This window comes from Stenotrophomonas sp. STEN022, assembly GCF_056760155.1.
This window is the reverse complement of record NZ_JBRREG010000025.1, coordinates 1-21,011: the sequence shown is the minus strand read 5'-3', so window position 1 is coordinate 21,011 and position 21,011 is coordinate 1. Positions and strand designations below refer to the sequence as shown.

General features: G+C 64.1%; 19 protein-coding genes. 5 read left to right on the top strand and 14 right to left on the bottom strand.

Features of this window, described 5'->3' with window-relative positions:
* Nucleotides 1-33: 33 nt before the first annotated feature.
* Nucleotides 34-1,677 carry an outer membrane protein assembly factor BamB family protein gene (locus ACVOMF_RS07505; protein ID WP_481508715.1) on the top strand — a complete coding sequence of 548 codons (1,644 nt, stop codon included), beginning with the start codon at nt 34-36 and terminating at the stop codon, nt 1,675-1,677.
* Nucleotides 1,677-4,025 (top strand): beta-N-acetylhexosaminidase, encoded by a 2,349-nt coding sequence (locus ACVOMF_RS07500; RefSeq protein WP_481508714.1) that lies wholly within the window; start codon nt 1,677-1,679, stop codon nt 4,023-4,025. Before ACVOMF_RS07505 ends, ACVOMF_RS07500 begins: the two co-directional genes overlap by 1 nt.
* 245 nt (nt 4,026-4,270) lie before the next feature.
* Here ACVOMF_RS07500 and ACVOMF_RS07495 read toward each other — a convergent pair whose 3' ends face one another.
* Complete coding sequence (locus ACVOMF_RS07495; protein WP_481508713.1) at nt 4,271-4,666, bottom strand: VanZ family protein; 396 nt, start codon at nt 4,664-4,666, stop codon at nt 4,271-4,273.
* Nucleotides 4,654-5,838 carry a class I SAM-dependent methyltransferase gene (locus ACVOMF_RS07490; protein ID WP_481508712.1) on the bottom strand — a complete coding sequence of 395 codons (1,185 nt, stop codon included), beginning with the start codon at nt 5,836-5,838 and terminating at the stop codon, nt 4,654-4,656. The genes ACVOMF_RS07495 and ACVOMF_RS07490 overlap by 13 nt, the downstream gene beginning before the upstream one ends.
* Nucleotides 5,839-5,892: 54 nt before the next feature.
* On the opposite strand from ACVOMF_RS07490, the gene ACVOMF_RS07485 reads away from it, so the two are divergent.
* On the top strand, nt 5,893-6,630 hold the full coding sequence (locus ACVOMF_RS07485) for a pteridine reductase (protein WP_481508711.1): 738 nt from the start codon (nt 5,893-5,895) through the stop codon (nt 6,628-6,630).
* A 208-nt stretch (nt 6,631-6,838) separates the two neighbouring features.
* Here the strand turns inward: ACVOMF_RS07485 and folK are convergent, their stop codons facing one another.
* The 12 genes from folK to ACVOMF_RS07425 all read right to left on the bottom strand — a co-directional run bounded on the left by folK (nt 6,839) and on the right by ACVOMF_RS07425 (nt 19,558).
* A complete protein-coding gene (folK, locus tag ACVOMF_RS07480; RefSeq protein ID WP_313495361.1) occupies nt 6,839-7,321 on the bottom strand; it encodes a 2-amino-4-hydroxy-6-hydroxymethyldihydropteridine diphosphokinase in 483 nt (160 codons plus the stop codon).
* A gap of 120 nt (nt 7,322-7,441) precedes the next feature.
* Complete coding sequence (locus ACVOMF_RS07475; protein ID WP_481508710.1) at nt 7,442-8,959, bottom strand: ATP-binding response regulator; 1,518 nt, start codon at nt 8,957-8,959, stop codon at nt 7,442-7,444.
* A gap of 6 nt (nt 8,960-8,965) precedes the next feature.
* Nucleotides 8,966-9,406, bottom strand: a complete 441-nt coding sequence (locus tag ACVOMF_RS07470) for a response regulator (protein ID WP_481508709.1) — start codon at nt 9,404-9,406, stop codon at nt 8,966-8,968.
* Complete coding sequence (locus ACVOMF_RS07465) at nt 9,403-11,220, bottom strand: sensor histidine kinase (RefSeq protein WP_481508708.1); 1,818 nt, start codon at nt 11,218-11,220, stop codon at nt 9,403-9,405. Before ACVOMF_RS07465 ends, ACVOMF_RS07470 begins: the two co-directional genes overlap by 4 nt.
* Nucleotides 11,221-11,423: 203 nt before the next feature.
* Nucleotides 11,424-12,500, bottom strand: a complete 1,077-nt coding sequence (gene gnd, locus ACVOMF_RS07460) for a phosphogluconate dehydrogenase (NAD(+)-dependent, decarboxylating) (protein ID WP_481508733.1) — start codon at nt 12,498-12,500, stop codon at nt 11,424-11,426.
* Nucleotides 12,501-12,530: 30 nt separating this feature from the next.
* The gene (locus ACVOMF_RS07455) at nt 12,531-13,079 is read right to left on the bottom strand and encodes a DUF2242 domain-containing protein (protein WP_481508707.1); all 549 of its coding nucleotides are present in this window, start codon (nt 13,077-13,079) and stop codon (nt 12,531-12,533) included.
* Nucleotides 13,080-13,203: 124 nt separating this feature from the next.
* The gene (locus ACVOMF_RS07450) at nt 13,204-15,375 is read right to left on the bottom strand and encodes a carboxy terminal-processing peptidase (protein ID WP_481508706.1); all 2,172 of its coding nucleotides are present in this window, start codon (nt 15,373-15,375) and stop codon (nt 13,204-13,206) included.
* A gap of 207 nt (nt 15,376-15,582) precedes the next feature.
* Nucleotides 15,583-16,593, bottom strand: a complete 1,011-nt coding sequence (lipA, locus tag ACVOMF_RS07445; protein ID WP_481508705.1) for a lipoyl synthase — start codon at nt 16,591-16,593, stop codon at nt 15,583-15,585.
* A gap of 16 nt (nt 16,594-16,609) precedes the next feature.
* Nucleotides 16,610-17,311 carry a lipoyl(octanoyl) transferase LipB gene (gene lipB, locus ACVOMF_RS07440; RefSeq protein WP_481508704.1) on the bottom strand — a complete coding sequence of 234 codons (702 nt, stop codon included), beginning with the start codon at nt 17,309-17,311 and terminating at the stop codon, nt 16,610-16,612.
* On the bottom strand, nt 17,299-17,577 hold the full coding sequence (locus tag ACVOMF_RS07435; protein WP_481508703.1) for a DUF493 family protein: 279 nt from the start codon (nt 17,575-17,577) through the stop codon (nt 17,299-17,301). Before ACVOMF_RS07435 ends, lipB begins: the two co-directional genes overlap by 13 nt.
* A 245-nt stretch (nt 17,578-17,822) precedes the next feature.
* On the bottom strand, nt 17,823-18,800 hold the full coding sequence (locus ACVOMF_RS07430) for a CsgG/HfaB family protein (protein WP_481508702.1): 978 nt from the start codon (nt 18,798-18,800) through the stop codon (nt 17,823-17,825).
* Nucleotides 18,801-19,291: 491 nt separating this feature from the next.
* Nucleotides 19,292-19,558, bottom strand: coding sequence for a hypothetical protein (locus ACVOMF_RS07425; protein ID WP_481508701.1), 267 nt, complete (start codon nt 19,556-19,558; stop codon nt 19,292-19,294).
* A 27-nt stretch (nt 19,559-19,585) separates the two neighbouring features.
* Here ACVOMF_RS07425 and ACVOMF_RS07420 point away from each other — a divergent pair, with 27 nt between their 5' ends.
* Entirely contained in the window at nt 19,586-20,635 is a 1,050-nt protein-coding gene (locus ACVOMF_RS07420) for a lipid A deacylase LpxR family protein (RefSeq protein ID WP_481508700.1), read from the top strand.
* 156 nt (nt 20,636-20,791) lie between these two features.
* A partial coding sequence (locus ACVOMF_RS07415) for a hypothetical protein (protein WP_481508699.1) occupies nt 20,792-21,011 on the top strand: 220 nt, incomplete at its 3' end.

Genomic DNA, 21,011 nt, shown 5'->3' with positions numbered 1-21,011 from the left:
GACAGCCAACCTGCACGCACCGGGCATCACCGCATGGAACAGCCAAGCAAAAGCCTCCTACATCGCCATCACACGCTACTGGCGGCGCTACTGGCCTGCCTGCTGTTGCTGCCAGCTCACATTGCAAACGCCACGGACAACCTCTCCGGCTACTGGCTCGGCGAGATCGGCAGCCCACGCGAGAAGGTCAGCATTGGACTGACCCTGCAGGCCGACGCCAACGGCCGCTATGACATGCACCTCGATCTGCCCATCGCCCACCTGCGCTCGCTGCCCCTGCACGGCAAGGCGGATATCGACGACAGCAATACCCTGGTCCATCGCACGCTGCACATGGCACTGCGGATGCAAGGCGAAGAACTGACTGGCACGCTGCTGGGCAGCGGCGAACGCCTACGTCTGCGACGTGGCGAACCCGCCTTGCTGCCCATTGAGAACGCAGCCAGCACATCACCCCGGGCCTTGTCCGGCCCGCGTTGGAAAGCCCACCTTGGTGGCCAGATTTTTGCCTCGCCGGTTGTCGCCGATGGCATCGCCTATATCGGCACCACCGCTGGCACCCTGTTTGCCGTCGATCTTGCCGATGGCAGCCTGCGCTGGGGCAGCGCACTGGGTTACCCCATCTATGCAACCGCGCTGGTGACCGACGACGCGGTGTTCGTCAACAGTGATGGTGGCTACCTGCATCGGCTCGATCGCAAGACCGGCCGCGAGCAATGGCGCTCATCCATCCAGGACGCGCGCAGCAGCCGCGAGCCTCCACAACCACAATCGGCGGCCTGGGAATGGCAAGGCCCACGCCCACTGCTCGCAAATGGCTGGGTCTATATCGGCGGCAGCGACGGCAGCGTACAAGCGCTGGACATGCACACCGGTGCCAGCCGCTGGAAGCGGCAACTCACGGGTGGCATCCAGCACGGTCTGGCCAGCGACGGCACCCAGCTGTTCGCCATCACCGAAGCCGGCGTGGTGCAGGCACTCAATGCGCGCACCGGCACTCCGCTATGGCAATACCGTCTGGCTGCACGCCCGGGCGCAGCACCGGTGGTGCATCGCGGCCGCGTGTTCTGCAATGACCGCAGCGGCGTGCTGCATGCAATCGATGCCAACACCGGCAACGCGCTGTGGCTTACCCAGTTCTGGACCTCGTGGATCGAGTCCGAGCCGTCCTTCGACGGCAACACGCTCTACATCGGCTCCTCGGATCTGCGCAAGGTAAGCGCCATCGACATCATCAGCGGCCGCGTGCTGTGGCGCACCGACGTTGGTGGCTGGAGTTGGGGCACGCCACTGGCGCTGGGCGATCACCTACTGGTCGGCATGGCCGCTGGCCACCCCTACTTTCTTGAGCACGGCGCTGGCCTGGGCGTACTGGACAGGCGCGACGGACGCCTGCTCGCCACCCACGCACTGCCATCCGGTCGCGGCTTCCAATGGGGCATCGCTGGCAATCTGGCCAATCACGCAGATGTGCTTGTTGCTGCCGATATCGAAGGCGTGCTGATGGGCTTTGCACTTGATGCGATGATCCAAACCAGTACCGCCACCACGGCGCAGGCCTCCACCGCGCTTCCTGTCTTGCCTTCCCTCCCCCCTCGGATCGCAGCAACCGCAACATCAACTGCAAACGCAACAGCGGCTGTCAGTACACCAGCCGTCAACAACAAGGATCCATGATGCACCGACTTTCCAGCCATGCCCTGCACGCTGCCCTGCTGATCGCTCTGGGCGCCGCCAGCAGCCATGCAGTTGCTGCCACCAGCAGTGCGAGCGTCCAACTGTTGCCGGTCGAAGTAACCGGCGCCAGCATCATTCCGCGCCCGGTGTCGGTACTGCCTGGCAATGGTCGCTTCACCGTCGATGCTTCCAGCCGGGTGGTCGCCGCTGATGGTGCCAGCGAAGTCGCCGCACAGTTCACCCAGCTGCTGGCGCGCACCACGCCGCTGCAGCTCAAGCCCAGCAGCAGCGGTCAAGCCAAGGGCGCAATCCAGTTCCGCATCAACAAGCCTGCTGCCAATGCCGCGTCAGCCGAGAGCTACTCACTGCGCATCAACAACGATGGCGTGCTGGTCGAAGCCGGCGATGCGCGCGGCCTGTTCTATGGCGCGATGTCGTTGTGGCAGCTACTTTCCGGCGCACCTGCAAGCAGCATCACCTTGCCGGCGATGCAGGTTGAAGATGCACCGCGTTTCAGCTGGCGTGGCTTCATGCTCGACTCGGCGCGGCACTTCCAGAGCATCGACGACATCAAGCTGATCCTCGATGCGATGGCCACGCACAAGCTCAATACCTTCCATTGGCATCTCACCGATGACCAGGGCTGGCGCATGGAGATCAAGCGTTACCCGAAGCTGACCGAAGTGGGCAGCTGCCGCTCTGCCGCTGGCGAAGCCGGCATTGGCGCCGACGGCAAGCCGCATCTGTATTGCGGCTTCTACACCCAGGATCAGATCCGCGATGTGGTGGCCTATGCCGCTGCACGCCACATCACCGTGGTACCTGAGATCGACGTACCCGGTCATGCGCAGGCCGCGGTTGCCGCCTATCCGGAACACGGCGTGGTCGATGGCCCGACCAAACCGTCGGCCAACTGGGGCGTGAACCCCTACCTGTTCAACCCGCGCGAGGAGACCCTGCAGTTCCTGGAAAACATCCTCGCCGAAGTGCTGGAGATGTTCCCCGGCCAGTACATCCATATCGGCGGCGATGAGGCAGTGAAGTACCAGTGGCAGGATTCGCCGCAGGTGCAGGCCTATATCCGTGAGCTGGGGCTGAAGGACGAGGAAGCACTGCAGTCGCATATGCTCAAGCGGCTGGAGAAGTACCTGGAAGACCACGACCGCAAGCTGATCGGCTGGGACGAAATCATCGAAGGCGGCTTGCCGCCGCAGGCCACGGTGATGTCCTGGCGCGGCATCGAAGGCGGCATCGAAGCGGCCACCCATGGCCACGATGTGGTGATGACCCCGGGCAACACCTTGTACCTGGATTTCCTGCAGACCAATCTGCCGGAAGAGCCTACCGGCCGTCCCAAGTTCACCTCGATGCAGCGCGTCTACGCATTCGATCCGGTGCCGGCCGAGCTGACCCCGGCGCAGCGCAAGCACGTGATCGGCGTGCAGGCCAACATGTGGAGCGAGCACACCCGCAACGGCAAGGATCTCAAGCACAACGTGTTCCCGCGCCTGGCGGCACTGTCCGAGATCGCCTGGACGCCGCTGCAGAACAAGAGCTACGACGACTTCCTTGCACGCCTGCCGGCGCAGTTGCAGCGCTACAAGGCATTGGGCATCGGCTATGGCCAGACCGCGTTGTCGGTGGCGATGAAGCGCCAGGATGATCGTGCAGCTGAAAAGGTGACGGTCGAGCTGTCCAACCCGCTCAGCTACCGCGACATCCGATACACCACCGACGGCAGCACTCCTACCGCGCAATCACCGGCCTATCCCGGCGCGCTGACCTTGCCGGTGCCGACCGTGCTGACCGCGTTGACCTTCTTCAACGGCAAGCCGGTGGCTGACAAGCCCAGCCAATGGAACTTCGATGCACAGTCCCTGCTGACCCGCACCGACAAGACCCTGGCGCAATGCCCGCAGGGTGGCCGCCTGCTGCTACGCCTGGTCGACGACAACCCGCTGCACGGTGAGCGTGACAACTTCGACGTCACCATCTTCAACCCGTGCTGGTTGTGGGAAGACGCACAGCTGCAGGACATCGCCTCGGTCAAGGTGCGCGCCGGTCGTATTCCCTACAACTTCGGCCTGCTGCGTCCGGAGGAAGCCAAGCGCGGCTTCCGCAAGCCGGTGAGCCAGTACGGCGAATTTGAAGTGCGTGCAGGCTGCGAGGGCCGCGTGTTGGCCACCGTGCCGCTGCCGCAGCAGCCGGGCAAGGATGGCTTCATTGAACTGGAGGCGCCGCTGCAAGCCGGTGCCGGGCAGATCACCGACCTGTGCATGACCTTCAGCGGCGATACCCGTCCGCAGATGTGGGTGCTGGACCAGGTGCGTCTGCAGCCGAAGCAGTAAGGCCCGGGGAGAAATCACCGGGAAGGCGCGGTGCGGTACGTGAGTCCTCTCCACCCACGTCCCGCACCGCACCGACTTTGCAAAATCACCGGCTCCATGACGGAGCCTGTGATGGCGCCAACGTAGCAGCCAAAGGGCCGCCAGCGTAAGTGCCATAACAGCGGAAATGGCTGATTTATCTAAAGAATTAAGTTGCAGCCGCAACCAGAACAGCTTGCAGCGTTGCCCGGCAGCGCACTATCGGCTCAACGCCCTTGCAGCCTCAACAGTAAATCCCGCAGCGGCGTCAGCACCGTCAGCATGCCGATCAGTACACCACTGGCATTGGCCAGGGCATCCATTGGATCGGCCATGCGCGTAGCGGTCAGTGCGCCCTGCGCCCACTCGATGCCCACCCCCATCGCCACCAATCCTGCGGCCACCCAGCACAGCGCGCGGCGGCTGCCGAACAGCTGCACGGCACTGGCGGACAGGATGAAGTAGGCCAACAGGTGCTCGATCTTGTCGCTGTTCTGCGGCAGGTTCAGTTCTGGCGGCGGAATCAGGCACACAACGATCACCACCAGCACCGCCGCACACCACAGGCCCAACCAGAACCCCTGCCGCCGCAGTGGCTTCAGCGTGGTGCTTACAGCCGCCACGTCAGGTCACCAAGCAGGAAGGCCGCCGACATGTCGACGTCACGGCTGAAGCCCATCACCTGGAAGCGCTCGCCCATCTCGGTCGGCAAGGTCAGTCGCTTGAGCTGATCGCGCAGGCGCAGCTGGCCGACTTCATCGGTACGTTCTTCGGCCTGCAGCAGCAGATCGGTGATGCCATTGCCGAGCAGGAAGTTGGCCTGGTTGCTGTAACCGGCCAGCTCGAAACCTGCATTGGTACCGGCTTCAGCCAACGCGGTGAAATCCACCGATGCGGTGATGTCCTGCAGGCCCGGCCACAGGAACACGTCGTTGTGCACGCGGTGACGGTAGAACGCGCGCATCGTGCCGTCCGTGCGGTCGTGCTGGTAGAACTCGCTGCGCGAATAACCGTAGTCGACGAACAGCATCGCACCACGCTGCATGCCACCAGCCACGGCCTGGATCCAGTACGGCAGTTGCGGCAGCACCTCGGAGCGGTAACCGTGCGCGAACGGACGCTCCAGATAGCGTTCCACATGCCGCACCGCGCCCAGCATCAGCTGGTCGGCCGGTTGTGCGCCGCGCACGAAGCGGCCTTCACCATCGAGCTCGACGGTCTCTTCGTAGATCTCGCCTTCGTCGGCGAGGAAACGCGGCGTCGGCAGCGCATCGATCACCTCGTTGGCGAACAGCACGCCATCCCAATCATCATCGAACGGTCGATCCAGCCACTCCACCAGCGCGAATACCGGCGGAATCAATGCGCGCTCAAGCCGTTCGCGCTGGCGCTCGCGCAGGTCGGCGCTGGGCTCGAGGATGGCGTAGCGCTCGGGCAGCGCATCCAGTTCCAGCAGGCGCTTGAGCATGATTTCGGCAAACGCGCCGCTGCCGCCGCCAAGTTCCAGCATGCGTGCCTGCGGGCCGAGCTGCTTCAGCACCGGCGCAAGCGCATTGGCGGTGGTAGCCGCAAACAGCGCGCCGATCTCCGGCGAGGTCACGAAGTCACCGGCCGCACCAAACTTGCTGGCACCGGCGCTGTAATAGCCCCAACCCGGCGCATACAGTGCCAACTCCATGAAGCGTGAGAACGGCACCGCACCGCCTTGGGCAAGGATGTCCGCACGCAGATGCGCGGCCAGCTGCTCGCTGTGGGCAAGCGCGTCTGAATCGGGGGTTGGCAGGTCGGAATGCATGATGCGGCGGTTTGCGAGGACAATGCACAGGATAGCTGAGTAAGGAAATCCCAGATGACAGAATCCCAACGGGTGGCCCTGGTCACCGGCAGCGCGCGCCGCATCGGCGCCGGCATTGCCCGTCACCTGCATGCCCATGGCTACCGCATCGCCCTGCATGCGCACCAGTCCAGCGAGGAGCTGCAGTCACTGGCCTTCGACCTTGAGAGCGAGCGCGCCGGCAGCGTATTGGCGCTGGAGGCTGATCTGCGCAACGTGGCCGCCCTGCCCGACCTGGTCGAACAGGCGGTCAGCCACTTCGGCCGGCTGGATGCGCTGGTCAACAATGCCTCCAACTTCTTCCCTACCCCGTTCGGGCAGGTACAGCCGGAGCAATGGGATGAATTGTTCGCGGTGAATACGCGCGCACCGTTCTTCCTGGCGCAGGCCGCCGCACCGCACCTGGTCAAGCAGCGCGGCGCCATCGTCAACCTGACCGACCTGCACGCCACCCAGCCACTGCGCGAGCACCCGGCCTACAGCTCGGCCAAGGCCGCGCTGGAGATGGTGACCCGCTCGCTGGCACTGGAGCTGGCCCCGCATGTCCGCGTGAATGCCATCGCCCCCGGTGCCATCCTCTGGCCCGAACAGGGCAAGAGCGAAGCGGCCAAGCAGAAGCTGATGGAGCGCACCCCGCTGGACCGCCTCGGCACCCCGCACGAGATCGCCTCGGCGGTACGCTGGCTGCTGGACGACGCCGGCTACATCACCGGCCAGACCCTGCGCCTGGACGGCGGCCGCCTGCTGACCTAGTGCCGCGCACCCGTAGTGCCGAGCCATGCTCGGCAGAGGCCTTCCCGGCTGTACCTCAAAAGCTGCCCTCACCCCAACCCCTCTCCCGCATGCGGGAGAGGGGCTCAAGAAGCCTTCGCCACGCCCACCGTAGTGCCGAGCCATGCTCGGCAAGGGGCTTTACCGGTAAGGCCAACGCCGAGCATGACTCGGCACTACAGGTACAGCCTTACAGCTCCACCGTATCGAACGCCTGCCCATGCTGCGGGTGCTGCTGCCACATCTGCTGCAGGCTTAGCCCGCGCACCGGATCGATGAAATCCGGGGCGATGTCGGCCAATGGCTTGAGTACGAAGGCATGCTTCAACTCCGGGCGCGGGATGCGGAGATGGCCCGGGCCTTCCACCACCAGGTCGCCGTAATAGACCACGTCGATATCCAGGGTGCGGTCGCTGAAACGCGGCCCGGAACGGTCGCGGCCATGCGCGTCTTCCACCGCGTGCAGCCAATCGTCCAACTCACCCAGCGGCAGGTCGGTGTCCAGCATCACCGCATTGTTGAGGAAGTCCGGGCCATCGAAACCCACGGCCGGGGTGCGGTAGGCCGGGGAGACGCTGATCGCGCCAAAACGTTCGCGCAATACGGCAACGGCCGCCTGCAGGTAATGCTGCGGTTGCAGATTGCTGCCCAGGCTGAGGAGCACGGTGGTCATGAGTTGGTTTGCCTGCGGGCCCGCCCGCGCCACGATGGACGAGCTTGAGCACCGCATCGTAGGAGGGGGCGCACATGATAGGCCAGCCATCGCCAACCCGCATATGCCGGTGAGGCTTTGTCAGCCCACACCGAGCGCGTCGGCTACTGCACGGAATACCCGCTGCATCTCCAGCGGCTTGGGCAGCACGTGTACGCTGATCCCCGATGGTGCCTCACCATCGGCGAAAGCCGGCGCATTGGCATCCTCCAGCACGATCGCCGGGCCGCGATAGCCCATCGCCTGCATCTCCGCCAACAGCTGCCCAGCCGACAACAGGGGAATACCGCTGTCGACCAGCACCACATCCGGCAGCCCCGCTTCCTGCAGATGGCGCATTGCTACCGCACCATCGCTGGCCAGGCGCATGCGATAGCCCTGGCTGGAAAGCGCATTGCCCAATAGCGACAAACGCGTCGCCTCGTCATCTACAACCAGCAGGCGCTCACCATGACCGACGCGGGTTCTCTCCAGTGGCTCGGCATCCTCACTGCCGGCGCTCTCGCACATCGGCAACAGCAACTCGAAGGTGGTGCCCGCACCCAGCTCGCTCTGCACCTGGATCTGCCCACCTATGCTTTCAACGATGCGATGGCAGGACACCAGACCCAAACCGGTGCCATCGACCTTGGTGGTGAAAAACGGGGTGAACAAGCGCTGCACGGTGGCCGCATCCATGCCGATGCCATCGTCACTGACGCGGATACGCACCCTGCCCTCTTCGCCGGCGACACGCTCGGCGACCAGACTCAAGCTGCCACCATCGGGCATCGCCTGGATGGCATTGAGCGCAAGGTTCAGCAGTACCTGCTGCAACTCCGTGTAGTTCGCCTCGATCGCCATGCGATCGTCAGACACTTCCAGATGCAGCTCGGCATTGCGCGGCAGGCTGCTCTTGAGCAGCATGCCCACCGCCTGGAACAAACGCTGCAACACGATGCGCTCGCTGGGTTGCCGCGAGCCACGCACGAAGGACAGCATCGACTCGACCATCTCATGACCTCGGCGTCCGCATTCGGCGATGACATCGGCCAAGCGGACGATCTTGGGATCATCGCTGCGATCACGGATCAGGTCCGGAATGATCAGCAGTGGTTGCAGGATGTTGCGCAGGTCATGGCTGAGCCCGGCAGCCAGCAGCGCCAGACTCTCCAGCCGCTGCGCGCGCATCAACTCATCTTCCACCCGCAGCCGTTCGCGCTCGCTGCGGGTCTCGCGCACCAGCCGCGCCACCGCCGACGGCAGCCGGGCCGGCTGGTGCTTGATGATGTAGTCATTGGCGCCCTGCTGCAGCGCCTCCACTGCGGTCTCCTCACCCATGGTGCCGGAGACGAAAATAAAGGGAACCCTGGGGTGCAACTCACGCAGGATCTGCAGCGCCTGGTAGCCGGAGAAGCCCGGCATGCTCAGGTCGGACAGCACCACATCCGGCACCTCCTCGGCCAGGGCATCGCGCATCGCCGGCTCGTTGTCGACGCGCTCGAACTCGACCTGCAGACCGGCCTCGAGCAGCTGGTCGACAACCAGCTCGGCATCTTCGGGTGAATCCTCCACCAGCAGGATTCGCAACGGCCCCAATGGCGCTCCCTTGTTCGGCATCTGTATTTACTCGTGCTCCGGTGCCTGGTTGATCAATGCCCAGAAGGTGCCAATCGTCCGCACCGCCTGGAAGAACTGGTCGATGTCCACCGGCTTGACCACATAGGCGTTGACGCCGAGATCCCAACTGCGGGCCAGATCGCTCTCTTCGCGCGAAGAAGACAGGATCACCACCGGCAGGCGCTTGAGGTCCTCGTCGGCGCGGATCAGCCGCAGTACCTCCAAGCCGTCCATGCGCGGCATCTTTATGTCCAGCAACAACACAGCCGGCAGGCCCTCCTCACGCTGGGCGAACGCGCCACGCCTGAGCAGGAAGTCCATTGCTTCAACCCCGTCTTCGACGTGCACGATGGGATTGGCCAGGGAGGCATCACGCAGCGCGTCGATCGCCATCTCGGCATCGGCTCCGCTGTCTTCGGCAATCAGGATGGTGCGCAGGGGACTCATTCCACGGTGTCCTTGTTGGATGCTTCGGTTGCCTGGGGAAGAACGAAACTGAAAGTGGCGCCTTGATCCACCTGTGCGTCGGCCCAGATGCGGCCGCCATGTCGTGTCAGCACGCGACGTACGCTGGCCAGGCCAATACCGGTACCGGGATATTCCGAGGCCTTGTGCAGGCGCTGGAACACGCCAAACAGCTTGGAGGCATATTGCATGTCGAAGCCAGCGCCGTTGTCGCTGACGCTGAACTGATGGCTGCCGTCAGGCAGCTGTTTGGCGCCAACCTCGATTACCGCCTTGTCACGCGCCGCGGTGTACTTGACCGCATTGGCGAGCAGATTCAACCAGACCTGGCGCAGCATGTTTTCATCGCCAATCAATACCGGCAGCCTGCCGATCTTCCACTCCACCTCGCGCGGCTTGCCATCGGCGCCAGCTTCGCTCTTCAGATTGGAATCCAGCAACGCGCGGGTATCGGCCACCAGCGACTGCATGTCCACCCGCTGCAGACGCATCGCGCCACGTCCCAGCCGCGAGTAGACCAACAGATCATCGATCAGGGCCGCCATCAGCTGTGCCGAGCTGCTGATCACCTCCAGGTAATGCTGGGTCTTGCCGTCGATCGCCTCGCCCAGGTGCCGCTTCAACTTGTCGGAGAAGCCAGCCACGTGCCGCAGCGGCGCCCGCAGATCGTGCGAGACCGAATAGCTGAAGGCTTCAAGCTCGCGGTTGACGTCGGCCATCTGTTCGACCTTGCCTTCAAGCTGGTGGTTGAGCTCTTCCACGTGCTGCTGCACGGCACGTTGCACGGTGACATCGCTGATCGTCATCAACACCACGTCATCCTCGGCGTCGGGCAATGCCATGCGCCTGGCATTGATCAGCATGGTGCGATGCATTCCATCCACACTGCGCTGCTGGTGTTCGAAATCCCATAGCTCGCGCCCACGCAGCAGTACGTCGGCCAGGCGCTGGCGCACCAGCGGGTCCTCCCACGCACCGTCACCGATGTCCTGCAACTGCTGCAGGCTGATATCGGCATCGTCAACGCCATACAACTCGGTGAATGCGGTGTTGTGCAGCACCACCCGCAGCTTGTTGTCGAGCAATACGATGGGCTCGCGTACCGTCTGCAGCACCGCATTGGCACGGTCGCTGGCCTTGCTGAGGCGCCGTTCGACATCGGCGCGGCGGCCAATCTGCCGTTGCAGCAGCCACAACACCAGACCCAGCAGCAGCAATTGCACCGCCAACGCAGTCCAGGTAACCATCGATGCCAGCTGCTGTTGCCGCTGTGCCAGCGCGGCGCGCTCTACCAGCAAGGTGTCCTCGTGCAGCTGCAGTTCCTGCACCAGTTGCCGGATCGGGTATTGGAAGGTCATCTCCTCGATCAGTTCACGCTGCCGGGGCGAATCGGTGCTGGCCGCGATCTCCTTGGCCAGCACCATGCGCCGCTCCAGCATCGATTCCATCTTGCCGATGCGCACCAGCTGCTCAGGGCTGTCGCGAACAAGCTGCGCCAGCTCGCTGAGATTGACGCCAATGCGGTCGGCAGTATGCAGGCGCTCCTGCAGTGCCTGCGAATCGATGCCCTTGGACAAGGTCAACGCCGCCGACTCGACGTCGCGGATGTCCGCCTGCAGGTTGTACAGGCGCGCGCCCACCGCCTGGGTATGGGCAACCCAGTTGGCCGCGTTGACGCTGTCGCTGGAGAGCCGCTGCAAGGTCAAGGCCGGCACCACGATGATCAACAACGCTGCCAGCCCCAGCCCGAACAAGCGCCAGCGACTCCAGTCATCGTCGGTCAATCGTGTCGCCATCCCTTCCCCTGCGTGCTGACGGACCGGCGCGGGTCGCGACGGCCCGGAGTTCATCGACAATGTCGATCCGGGGTCAATCGATGCCGACGTGACCAGCACGACAGCATCACTGACTGCCGGCCAAGGATTGCACGAATACCTGTACCCGTGCACCCCCTGTTAACAGGACCTTTGCGAACGCCTGCCGTGCCTGCCAGCAAGCCTCAGCCCGCCTCACCAGCGGGCTTGATCGCATGCCCGCCAAACTCATTGCGCATCGCCGCCAGCATGCGGTCGCTGAAGGAATTTGCCTGCCGCGAGCGCAGCCGTTCCAGCAAAGACAAGGTGATTACCGGCGCCGGCACATCCAGCTCGATGGCCTCGGCTACGGTCCAACGGCCCTCACCAGAGTCCTCAACGTAGGGAGCGATGCCATCCAGCTCGGGATTTTTCCGCAGCGCGTCGGCGCTGAGATCCAACAGCCATGAACGCACCACGCTGCCATGCCGCCAGACCTCGGCCACCTTGCCCACATCCAGCCCGAACTCGGCCTTCTTCTCCATCAGTGCGAAGCCCTCGGCATAGGCCTGCATCATTCCGTACTCGATGCCGTTATGGACCATCTTGCTGAAGTGCCCCGCGCCAACCGGGCCAACGTGGGCCCAGCCGCGGTCAGCCGCCGGTGCCAACGCCTTGAACAGTGGCGACAAGCGTGCCACCACGTCGGCATCGCCGCCGATCATCAGGCAATAACCTTCCTGCAGCCCCCACACACCACCACTGGTGCCGCAGTCCACAAACGCCACCCCGACTTCAGCGCAGCGTGCAGCGCGCTGCTGCGACTGCTTGTACCAGGAGTTGCCGCCATCGATCACCACGTCACCAGCGGACAGCAACGGCAGCAGGCTGTCGAGGGTGGCATCGACCACCTTGGATGGCACCATCAACCACAGCGCGCGCGGCGCCGGCAACGCCTGTACCAGCGCCTGCAAGGCATCCACTGTGGCGATACCGTGCTCAGCCACCTGCGCCCGCGCCTGCTCACCCGGATCAAAGCCGGTGACGGCAATCCCCGCACGCTGCAGACGCTGCGCCATGTTGGCGCCCATGCGACCCAGCCCGATCATTCCCAATTCCATGCTGAAGCTCCTCCTACGGTAGTAAAGGTCCTGCCGGGCAGGCCCTTGGACGGACCTGCAACCGGCGTTGGTAAATGGTGGTGTGCGGCTTGCGCAGCACCGGTCCGATGGCAGACAGCGTGTTCCGCGCAGGATGCGATGGATGTCGCGCGGGCCCGGCACGATGCCAATGGACAAGGCGCCAGCCAAACCTCACCGCGCCGGCTCCGCCGGGACCGTTGCTGCGCCCTGGTCCACGTAGTACTGCAGGCGCCCAAAGAAATTGCGGTAGAACTGCGCGTCCTGCACGGTGCTGCTGGCGACCCGCACCAGCGAATCATCATTGCTGCCAAACGGCAGCGAGACCGAGCCCAGGGCGCCCACGCCAACACTGGCCGAGGTCGGTGACTTCTTCAGGGCATAGCGGTCCTGCACCGCACTCACAAACACCTGCGCCTTGCCAACGCCCTGCGCGGCGCAGGACACACGCAACACCAGTTGCTCGTGCACCTCGTCCTTGGGCTGGAAGTTCTTGTTGCCTTCCACATTGCTGGCATCGGCACGGGTGATCGCATAGCCCTGGCCGAGCAGCGCACGCCGCGCGGCCTCGCAGGCCTGCGCCGGGGCGGCATCGATGCTGCGCGTATACGTATCGCCCGAATCGAAGGATTCGCGCAGCAAGGTGCTGTTGACGGCCTTGCCGCCGCAAGCGGTGAGCGACAGGCTCACAACGGCCAGCGCAGGCAGCAGATGTCGGCGCATGGGCAACTCCACAGTCAGCGAAGACCCACAGCATAACGCCGCCAACGTAGGGCTACGTTGACGGCGTTTAAAGCTTGCAGCACCTGTTGTCGCTGCGCTCAGCTCGGCTGCGCGCGGTGCGGTGTCAGTCGGCCCAGCGGCCCGGGCCGGTCGACTGCGGCAACACCTGTGCCGACAACGGGCGGTCCTTTTCCAGCACATTCAAGGCGTCGGCAAGGATCGAGGCCGATTCCTTCAACAGCGGGTCCGGACGCTTCTCTGCAGCCTTCTCACGGGCGGCATCCTTGACGATGTCACGCTCGTTGCCGGTCAGGCCATCGTCGTTGCTGTCCTCAGCCAGCGGGTCCAGCGGCAGGCCCAGTTCCTTGCGGATCTGCTGGCGCTGCTTGCGCTGTGCTTCCTGCTTGTCACGCTCGGCACGGCGCTCGGCTTCGTTGAGCGATACGTACTTCTTGGCGGCCTCGGTGCGGAACTGCTGCACGTCTTCTTCCCACCACTGGAACTCGCGGTCGGCGCGGATGCGCGTGGCGTGCAGGGTTTCCAGGCGCGGCACGATCGGCGCGAAGTTGCCGTACTGGGTATGCGGCACGGCGGCAATGCGGGTCCACGGCAGCGCGTTGTCGTAGGTGCTTTCACCAAACTCGCTGGCATCGACGCTGGCCGGGAAGGCCAGGTCCGGCACCACGCCCTTGTGCTGGGTACTGGAGCCACTGACCCGGAAGAACTGGGCGATGGTCAGCTTCACCTGGCCAAAGCGTTCCTTCTCGCTGGCCGGCCAACGATCCAGCGGCACCACGTTCTGCACGGTGCCCTTGCCGAAGGTGGTTTCACCGATCACCAGGCCACGACCGTAGTCCTGGATGGCGCCAGCGAAAATCTCCGAGGCCGAGGCCGAACCGCGGTTGATCAGCACCGCCAGCGGGCCGTCCCAGGCCACCGCCGGGTTGCGGTCGTTGTTGACGGTGACGCGGCCGCCGGATTCACGCACCTGCACCACCGGGCCCTGCTCGATGAACAGGCCCGTCAGTTCGATGGCTTCATCCAGCGAACCACCGCCGTTGTTGCGCAGGTCCAGCACCACGCCATCCAGCTTGTCGGCCTTGAAGCCAGCCAGCAGCTTGGCCACGTCGCGGGTAGCGGAGGCGTAGTCGGCGGCATTGCGGCGGCGGCCTTCGAAGTCCTGGTAGAAGGTCGGCAGCTTGACCACACCGATGCGGCGTTCCTGCTGGCCAGCGGCACCAGGAATGGTCATGGTCTCGCCCTTGGCAGCCTGCTCGGACAGACGGATCTTCTGTCGGGTCAGGGTCAGCATGCGGTGCTTGCCGTCCACGCCTTCGGCAGCCGGGATGTACTCCAGGCGTACCTGGGTGTCCTTGGCACCACGGATCTTGCCGACCACATCGTCGATGCGCCAGCCGATCACGTCCTCGACCGGGCCGGAACGGCCCTGGCCAACGCCAACGATGCGGTCACCGGCCTTGAGCGTGCCATCCATCGCCACCGGGCCACCCGGCACCACTTCACGGATCACCACCATGTCGTCCTGGCGCTGCAGCTGGGCACCAATGCCCTCCAGCGACAGCGACATGGCCTGGTTGAAATTCTCGGCCGTGCGCGGAGTGAAGTAATCGGTATGCGGGTCGACGGCACTGGTGTAGGCGTTCATGTAGAACGAGAACACATCATCGCCCTTGAGCTCATTGATGGTCTTGAGCAGGGTGTCGTAACGCTTGTCCAGGGTCTTGCGGATGTCAGCGGCCGGCTTGCCGGCCAGCTTCAGCCGCAGCCAGTCGTTCTTGACCGACTTGCGCCACAGTTCGTCCAGCTCGGCGTTGGTTGCCCACGGCACGTCCTTGCGGTCGTAGTTGAAGCGTTCTTCAACGGTGAAATCCGGCTCCTGGCGCAGCAGGCGGCGGGCATAGGCCACGCGCTCACCTACCCGCTGGCGGTACACCGCGAACACCTGATAGGCCGGGTCCAGCTCACCGGACCGAATGGCGTCGCCGGTTCGAGCCGCCAATGGCGCGAAGCGATCCACGTCCTCCTTGGTGAAGAACTGCTTGCCGCTGTCCAAGGACTCCAGGTAGCGCTTGAACACGTCCTGCGAGGTCGCCGCATCCAGCTGACGCGGGCGGTAGGCGTAACGGCTGTCCGACAACAAGCCGTAGACCAGCTTGGAGGTGGTGGCCTGGTCGATGGTCGCCGCCGAGGGCAAGGCCGTATCGGCGCGCGCCAGCAAGGCGGCGGGAGCGGTCAGCGCGAGGGCCAGCAGGAAAACGGGAACTCGGTAGTTCATCAAAGTACTCGTGGCACCGAATGTTGTGGGGAGACTGCGGGCAAGTACGACATGCCGACAGTGCCGAAAGTTTCGGCACTTGTCACCTTGCTCAGCTGCAGAGTAGCTGCCGGTCCGTAGCAGTTTGTGAATCGCTGCAGTCACGGTGCTGGATTTGACGCGATCCCGGCTGCGGCAGTCGGCCGCAGCAGGATGCTGGGGTCTGGTTCAGACAGCGACGCCGGCGCCGGCCGCCTGCTGGTCGGCGTGGTAGGACGAACGCACCATCGGGCCAGAGGCAACGTGGGTGAAGCCCAGTTCGTAGCCGTAATCCTCGAACGCCTTGTACTCCTCCGGCGTCCAGTAACGCAGCACCGGGTGGTGATGGGCGGTCGGCTGCAGGTACTGGCCGATGGTCACCATTTCCACGTCGTGCGCGCGCAGGTCACGCAGGGTGGCCTGCACCTGCTCGAAGGTTTCACCCAGGCCGAGCATGATGCCGGACTTGGTCGGCACGTTCGGGTGCTGTGCCTTGAAGTTCTTCAACAGGGTCAGCGACCACTGGTAGTCCGCGCCCGGGCGTACGTTGCGGTACAGGTCCGGCACGGTTTCGATGTTGTGGTTGAACACATCCGGCGGGTTCTGCGCGAGGATTTCCAGCGCGCGCTCCATGCGGCCCTTGCCACGGAAGTCCGGGGTCAGCACCTCGATGCGGGTCTTGGGCGACTTTTCGCGGATGGCGCTGATGCAATCGACGAAGTGCTGGGCACCGCCGTCACGCAGGTCATCACGGTCGACGCTGGTCACCACCACGTACTTCAGGCCCATGTCGGCCACGGTCTGGCCGAGGCTGGCTGGCTCGTTGGCATCCGGCGGCTTGGGCCGGCCGTGGGCCACGTCGCAGAACGAGCAGCGGCGGGTACAGACTTCGCCCAGGATCATGAAGGTGGCGGTGCCATGGCCGAAGCATTCGTGGATGTTCGGGCAGCTGGCTTCCTCGCACACCGTCACCAGACGGTTCTCGCGCAGCTTGGCCTTGAGGTTGGCCACGGCATTGCCCGAAGGAATGCGCACGCGGATCCACGAAGGCTTGCGCAGCACCGGCGCGTCGGCGAACTGCACCGGCGAGCGGTTGATCTTGTCACCGCCAAGCTGTTTGACACCGGCCTGCAACGGCGCGGACGGGATGTCGCCCTGCACGACCTGCAGGGGGATGGAGCGCGTGGTGGTTTCAGTCATGGCGTTATCAGCGGTCTCAGAGCCGCGTAGTCAGATCGGGCAGTTCGGGCGTCGGCTGCAAGGCCAGGCCGAACTGCTGGGCCAGATGGGACAGCAGCACCGACTTGACCGCTTCGATGCCCGAAGGACCGCCCAAGTCTAGCACCGAGGTCACCTGCATCCCGGCGTAACCGCAGGGGTTGATGCGGTGGAAGGGTTCCAGGTCCAGCGACACATTGAACGCCAGCCCGTGGAAACTGCAGCCGCGGCGCACGCGGATGCCGAGCGCGGCGATCTTGGCCCCGCCGACGTAGACACCGGGTGCGCCATCCATGCGTTCCGCACCGATGTTCCATTCATCCAGCGTATCGATGATGGCCTGCTCGATCCGGCACACATAATCACGCACACCGATGCCGAGCCGGCGCAGGTCCAGCAGCGGGTAGACCACGATCTGGCCCGGCCCGTGATAGGTCACCTGGCCGCCGCGATCCACATGCAGCACCGGGATATCGCCGGCCGCCAGCACGTGCTCGGGTTTGCCGGCCTGGCCCAGGGTGAACACAGGGTCATGTTCGACCACCCACAGCTCGTCGGCGGAGTCGTCACCACGGGTATCGGTGAACTGCTGCATCGCGTGCCAGACAGGTTCATAGCCCTGCCGGCCCAGATCCCGCAGCAATGCTGGCCGCAGCGCCTTGCGCTGCGTTTCTGCCGCACAGGCGGTTACAGCGTCCACTTCACTTCCGGATGCTCACGCATCGCTGTGTGGGCAGCATCGTACTGTTCGCGGCTCTCCGCCTTGAAGGCGATGCGCACCGAGACGTACTTGCCGTTGGAAGACTGTTTCCAGCTGATGCGCTCTTCCAGTACCTCGATACCGGCGCGTTGCAGCAACTTGGGCAGCTCCGTCTCCAGACCGATGTTGGCCGCGCCCATGGCGCTGAGCTCAAAGGTACCGGGGAACTGGAAGCCGTGTTCAGGGTTGTCGGACTTGATTTCCATACCGCCATTATCGGGGCGAACGCCTACAAACCCAAGGCCACAGCAGATTTACAGCCTTCCACCAGCGCCGGGTAGTGCCGAGCCATGCTCGGCAGGGGCATTCCCAGCAAAGCCCAACCATTGTGCCGCGCGATGCACGGCGGAAGCGTTTCCGGGCAAGCCGCTGCCGAGCATGGCTCGGCACTACAGCCCCCCGGAAACCAGAAAGGCCGCTTGCGCGGCCCTTCTGCGGGGTAAACCCAGGCTTACTTGGACAGCTGCAGCAGGGTGGACGACACCCAACCGCGGTTGCCCAGCTCATCCTCGACTTCCCACATCACGCCTTCCTTGGTGCCGGTCGGGTACAGCATCATCCCGGCTTCCAGGGTGCGTACCGGCGCGCCGGTACCGCGGGCGTTGGCCAGCAGGCGACCGGCGCGTGTCACCGTCACCGCCTGCTGCGCGTTGGCGGCAGAGGCGTTGTCCGGCAAACCACCCAGCTGGGCGATGATGTCGGTATAGGCCTGCAGGTAGGCCATGGTGATCACCTGGCCGATTTCGGTATTGGCATAACCGCCAACGCCCGCCGCGCCCAGGCCGCTGCCGCCGAACAGACCGCCGCTGGCACCAAAGCCCATGTCGCTCTTGCGCGCGGAGCCTTCGGAGATGGCGACCTGCTCCGACGAACGCACGTCGGTTACGGTCAGCACCACGTCAGCGGTCTTGCTGGTGAAGTTCAGACCACCGACCACCGCACCGGCACGGCCACCAATCAGGCCGCCGAGCAGGCCACCAATGCCACTGCCACCGGCGTTGCTGTTCTGCGAGATCAGGTCCGGAATCATCACGTAGTCAGCGGCCTTGATCTGGCCCTTGCCGACGTTGGAGCGACCACGCAGGTCGCCACTGGCCGCCAGTTCACGCTCGAACTGACCCGCGGCCATACCGGCACCACGGTCCACCAGAGTGAAACAGCGCGAGCGGTTGACGAAGGCCTTGATCAGGCGCGACGGCGCCGGCAACTGCTGACCGGTCCACCAATGGGTGGAGTCTTCCGGTTCGATCACCGACAAAGTGCCGATCGGACGCTGGCAGGTTGGAATCTGTGCGGCAGCCTGTTGGCGCTGTTCCTGCGCCTGGGTGCCCTTGGCCTTGAACGCTGCCTGGGCCGGCTGGCTGCTGACAGCCGCAGCGATACCCAGAGTGATGACCGCTGCAGTGAGCGGCGAAAAAACGTTACGCATCTGATACTTCCCCATTAACCTGCACCTTACGAGGTGCGTTCCTTTGGCTTAGAGACCTTGCGGTGAGACTCTGTCCCTGATGTCACGTAGCAGACGAGCACGGTCCGGTCCGCCGGAATCCTAACCCAGACCGATGTCAGGGTGCATGACGTTTTTGTGAGGTAGCTCCCTTTATATGCACCGAAACTGCGTCTGTATCGCCTTATCTCCACGCAAAAAAGACGGCCAGGCGCCATCGACCACCTCCGCTCCACCCCACTTCCAGTGCGCAGGCCGTCCCACACCGCCTGCCACCAGAGCCTTCTCCAGCGCAGAGATTGCGGCCCCATCCCCCATTCAGCCCAGAGCACGCACTGCCGTCTGAACCGCTGAGCAGGGAGGCACTCGGCAAGCGGTGAGGGGGGTATCGATTGAAGACAGCACTGGCGGCATGAATGACAGCCACGACGCCGTCTGCCTGCATACGCGGAGCGCACCACTACAGCGAACGCTCAGCAGCAACGCATCATCCAGGCGATGACTGTCTCACCTGGGAAAACCTCCATCCCGCCAGACCGACGAAAGGCAAGCGAGGAAAGCAGCGACAATGACGAGCGCTGTTGAACCGCGCCACGCGCATGCATACCAAGCGCCCACCAGTCACGACCACCCACTTCGTCTGGTGCACGCAAATGCGCGCAAATATCCACCGTCGCATCCACAACAATCTGTCCGCTCGATAGCGATATGCCGACCCACAACGGATCACTAAGCTGCATGTCACTCTGCCGGCGAGGAGTCCGTACATGAAAAGAGGCACCCGACTGCTGTTGTTGATGGCAGGCAGTCTTGCAACCACCCCCGCCTGGGCTGCGCAACAATGCGCACAAAGTGCCTTGAGCGATCACCCGCCTGCGATCAACTTCCGCGTCGACAATGACTTGCTGGGCGGTGCACAACAGGATCAGGGGTACACCAATGGCGCGATGTTCACGCTGGTATCGCCAAACCTGCAGGACTACACCGACGACCCCTGCCTGCCGCGCCTTGCGCGCTGGATGAATCGTCACCTGGAACGCCTGCATCCAGGTGAATTCCAGCAGCAGAACATGATCTTCAGTTTCGGCCAGGGCTTGTACACGCCTACCGACAGCACTCGCACCGACCTGATCGAAGACGACCGTCCGTATGCGGCGGCGTTGGTGGTCAACTTCGGTTACAACGCGCGCAACGGCAACCACCTGCGCACCACCCAGTTGGCGCTCGGAATGATTGGCCCATCGGCGCAGGGCAAGCAGGTGCAGGATGCTGTGCACAGCGTTCTGGGCGATGAAAAGTTCATGGGCTGGGACAACCAGCTGCACGACGAACCGGTGTTCAAGCTTTTGCATGAGCGTATGCAACGCTGGCCTGCAGAAGGTAACGCCAGCGGCTGGGGCTGGGACGCGATCAGCCATTGGGGTGGCGCCATCGGCAACCTGGCTACGTATGCCAATGTTGGTGGCGAAGTCCGCTTCGGCTGGAAGCTACCTGATGATTTTGGTAGCTCACCGATGCGCCCTGCCGGTGAGAACACCGCACCCACCCGTCGTGGCCGTGCAGAAGGCTGGTCCAGCCACTTGTTCGTCACCAGCGACGCACGCTGGGTGGTGCGCGACATCACCTTGGATGGCAACACCTTCCGCAACAGCCATAGCGTGGACAAGCGCCCGTTTGTCGGCGACATCGGCTATGGCGTGGCGGTGATGCGTGGAAAGTGGAAGTTCGCCCTGGCCCGCTACCACCGCACCCGCGAGTTTGACGGCCAGAAAGAGACGCCGGTATTCGGCAGCTTCACCATCAGCCGGACGCTTTGACTGCAGCGGCGAACAATTGCAGCCACTCGCGCTGCAAGAGCGACAAGGCAAAAAGCGCCCTCACCCCAACCCCTCTCCCGCACGCGGGAGAGGGGCTCGAAATGCGTCTGCTGCTAGTGCACTAGCCCCTCTCCCGCCTGCGGGAGAGGGGTTGGGGTGAGGGCACTTCTGCTCCACAGCTTCGGCTTCGGCTTCGGCTTCGGCTTTGGCTTCGGCTTCGGCTTCGGCTTTGGCTTTGGCTTCGGCTCTTCAGCTTTTGACTTACCGGGCCCCTTCCGCAGCGACGGAGCTGGCAGACAAGACCCCGCACGGGGCGACGCACATGGATGTGCGTCGTTTTTAGACGCGTCAAGGATGTCTAGACGAAAAAAAAAGC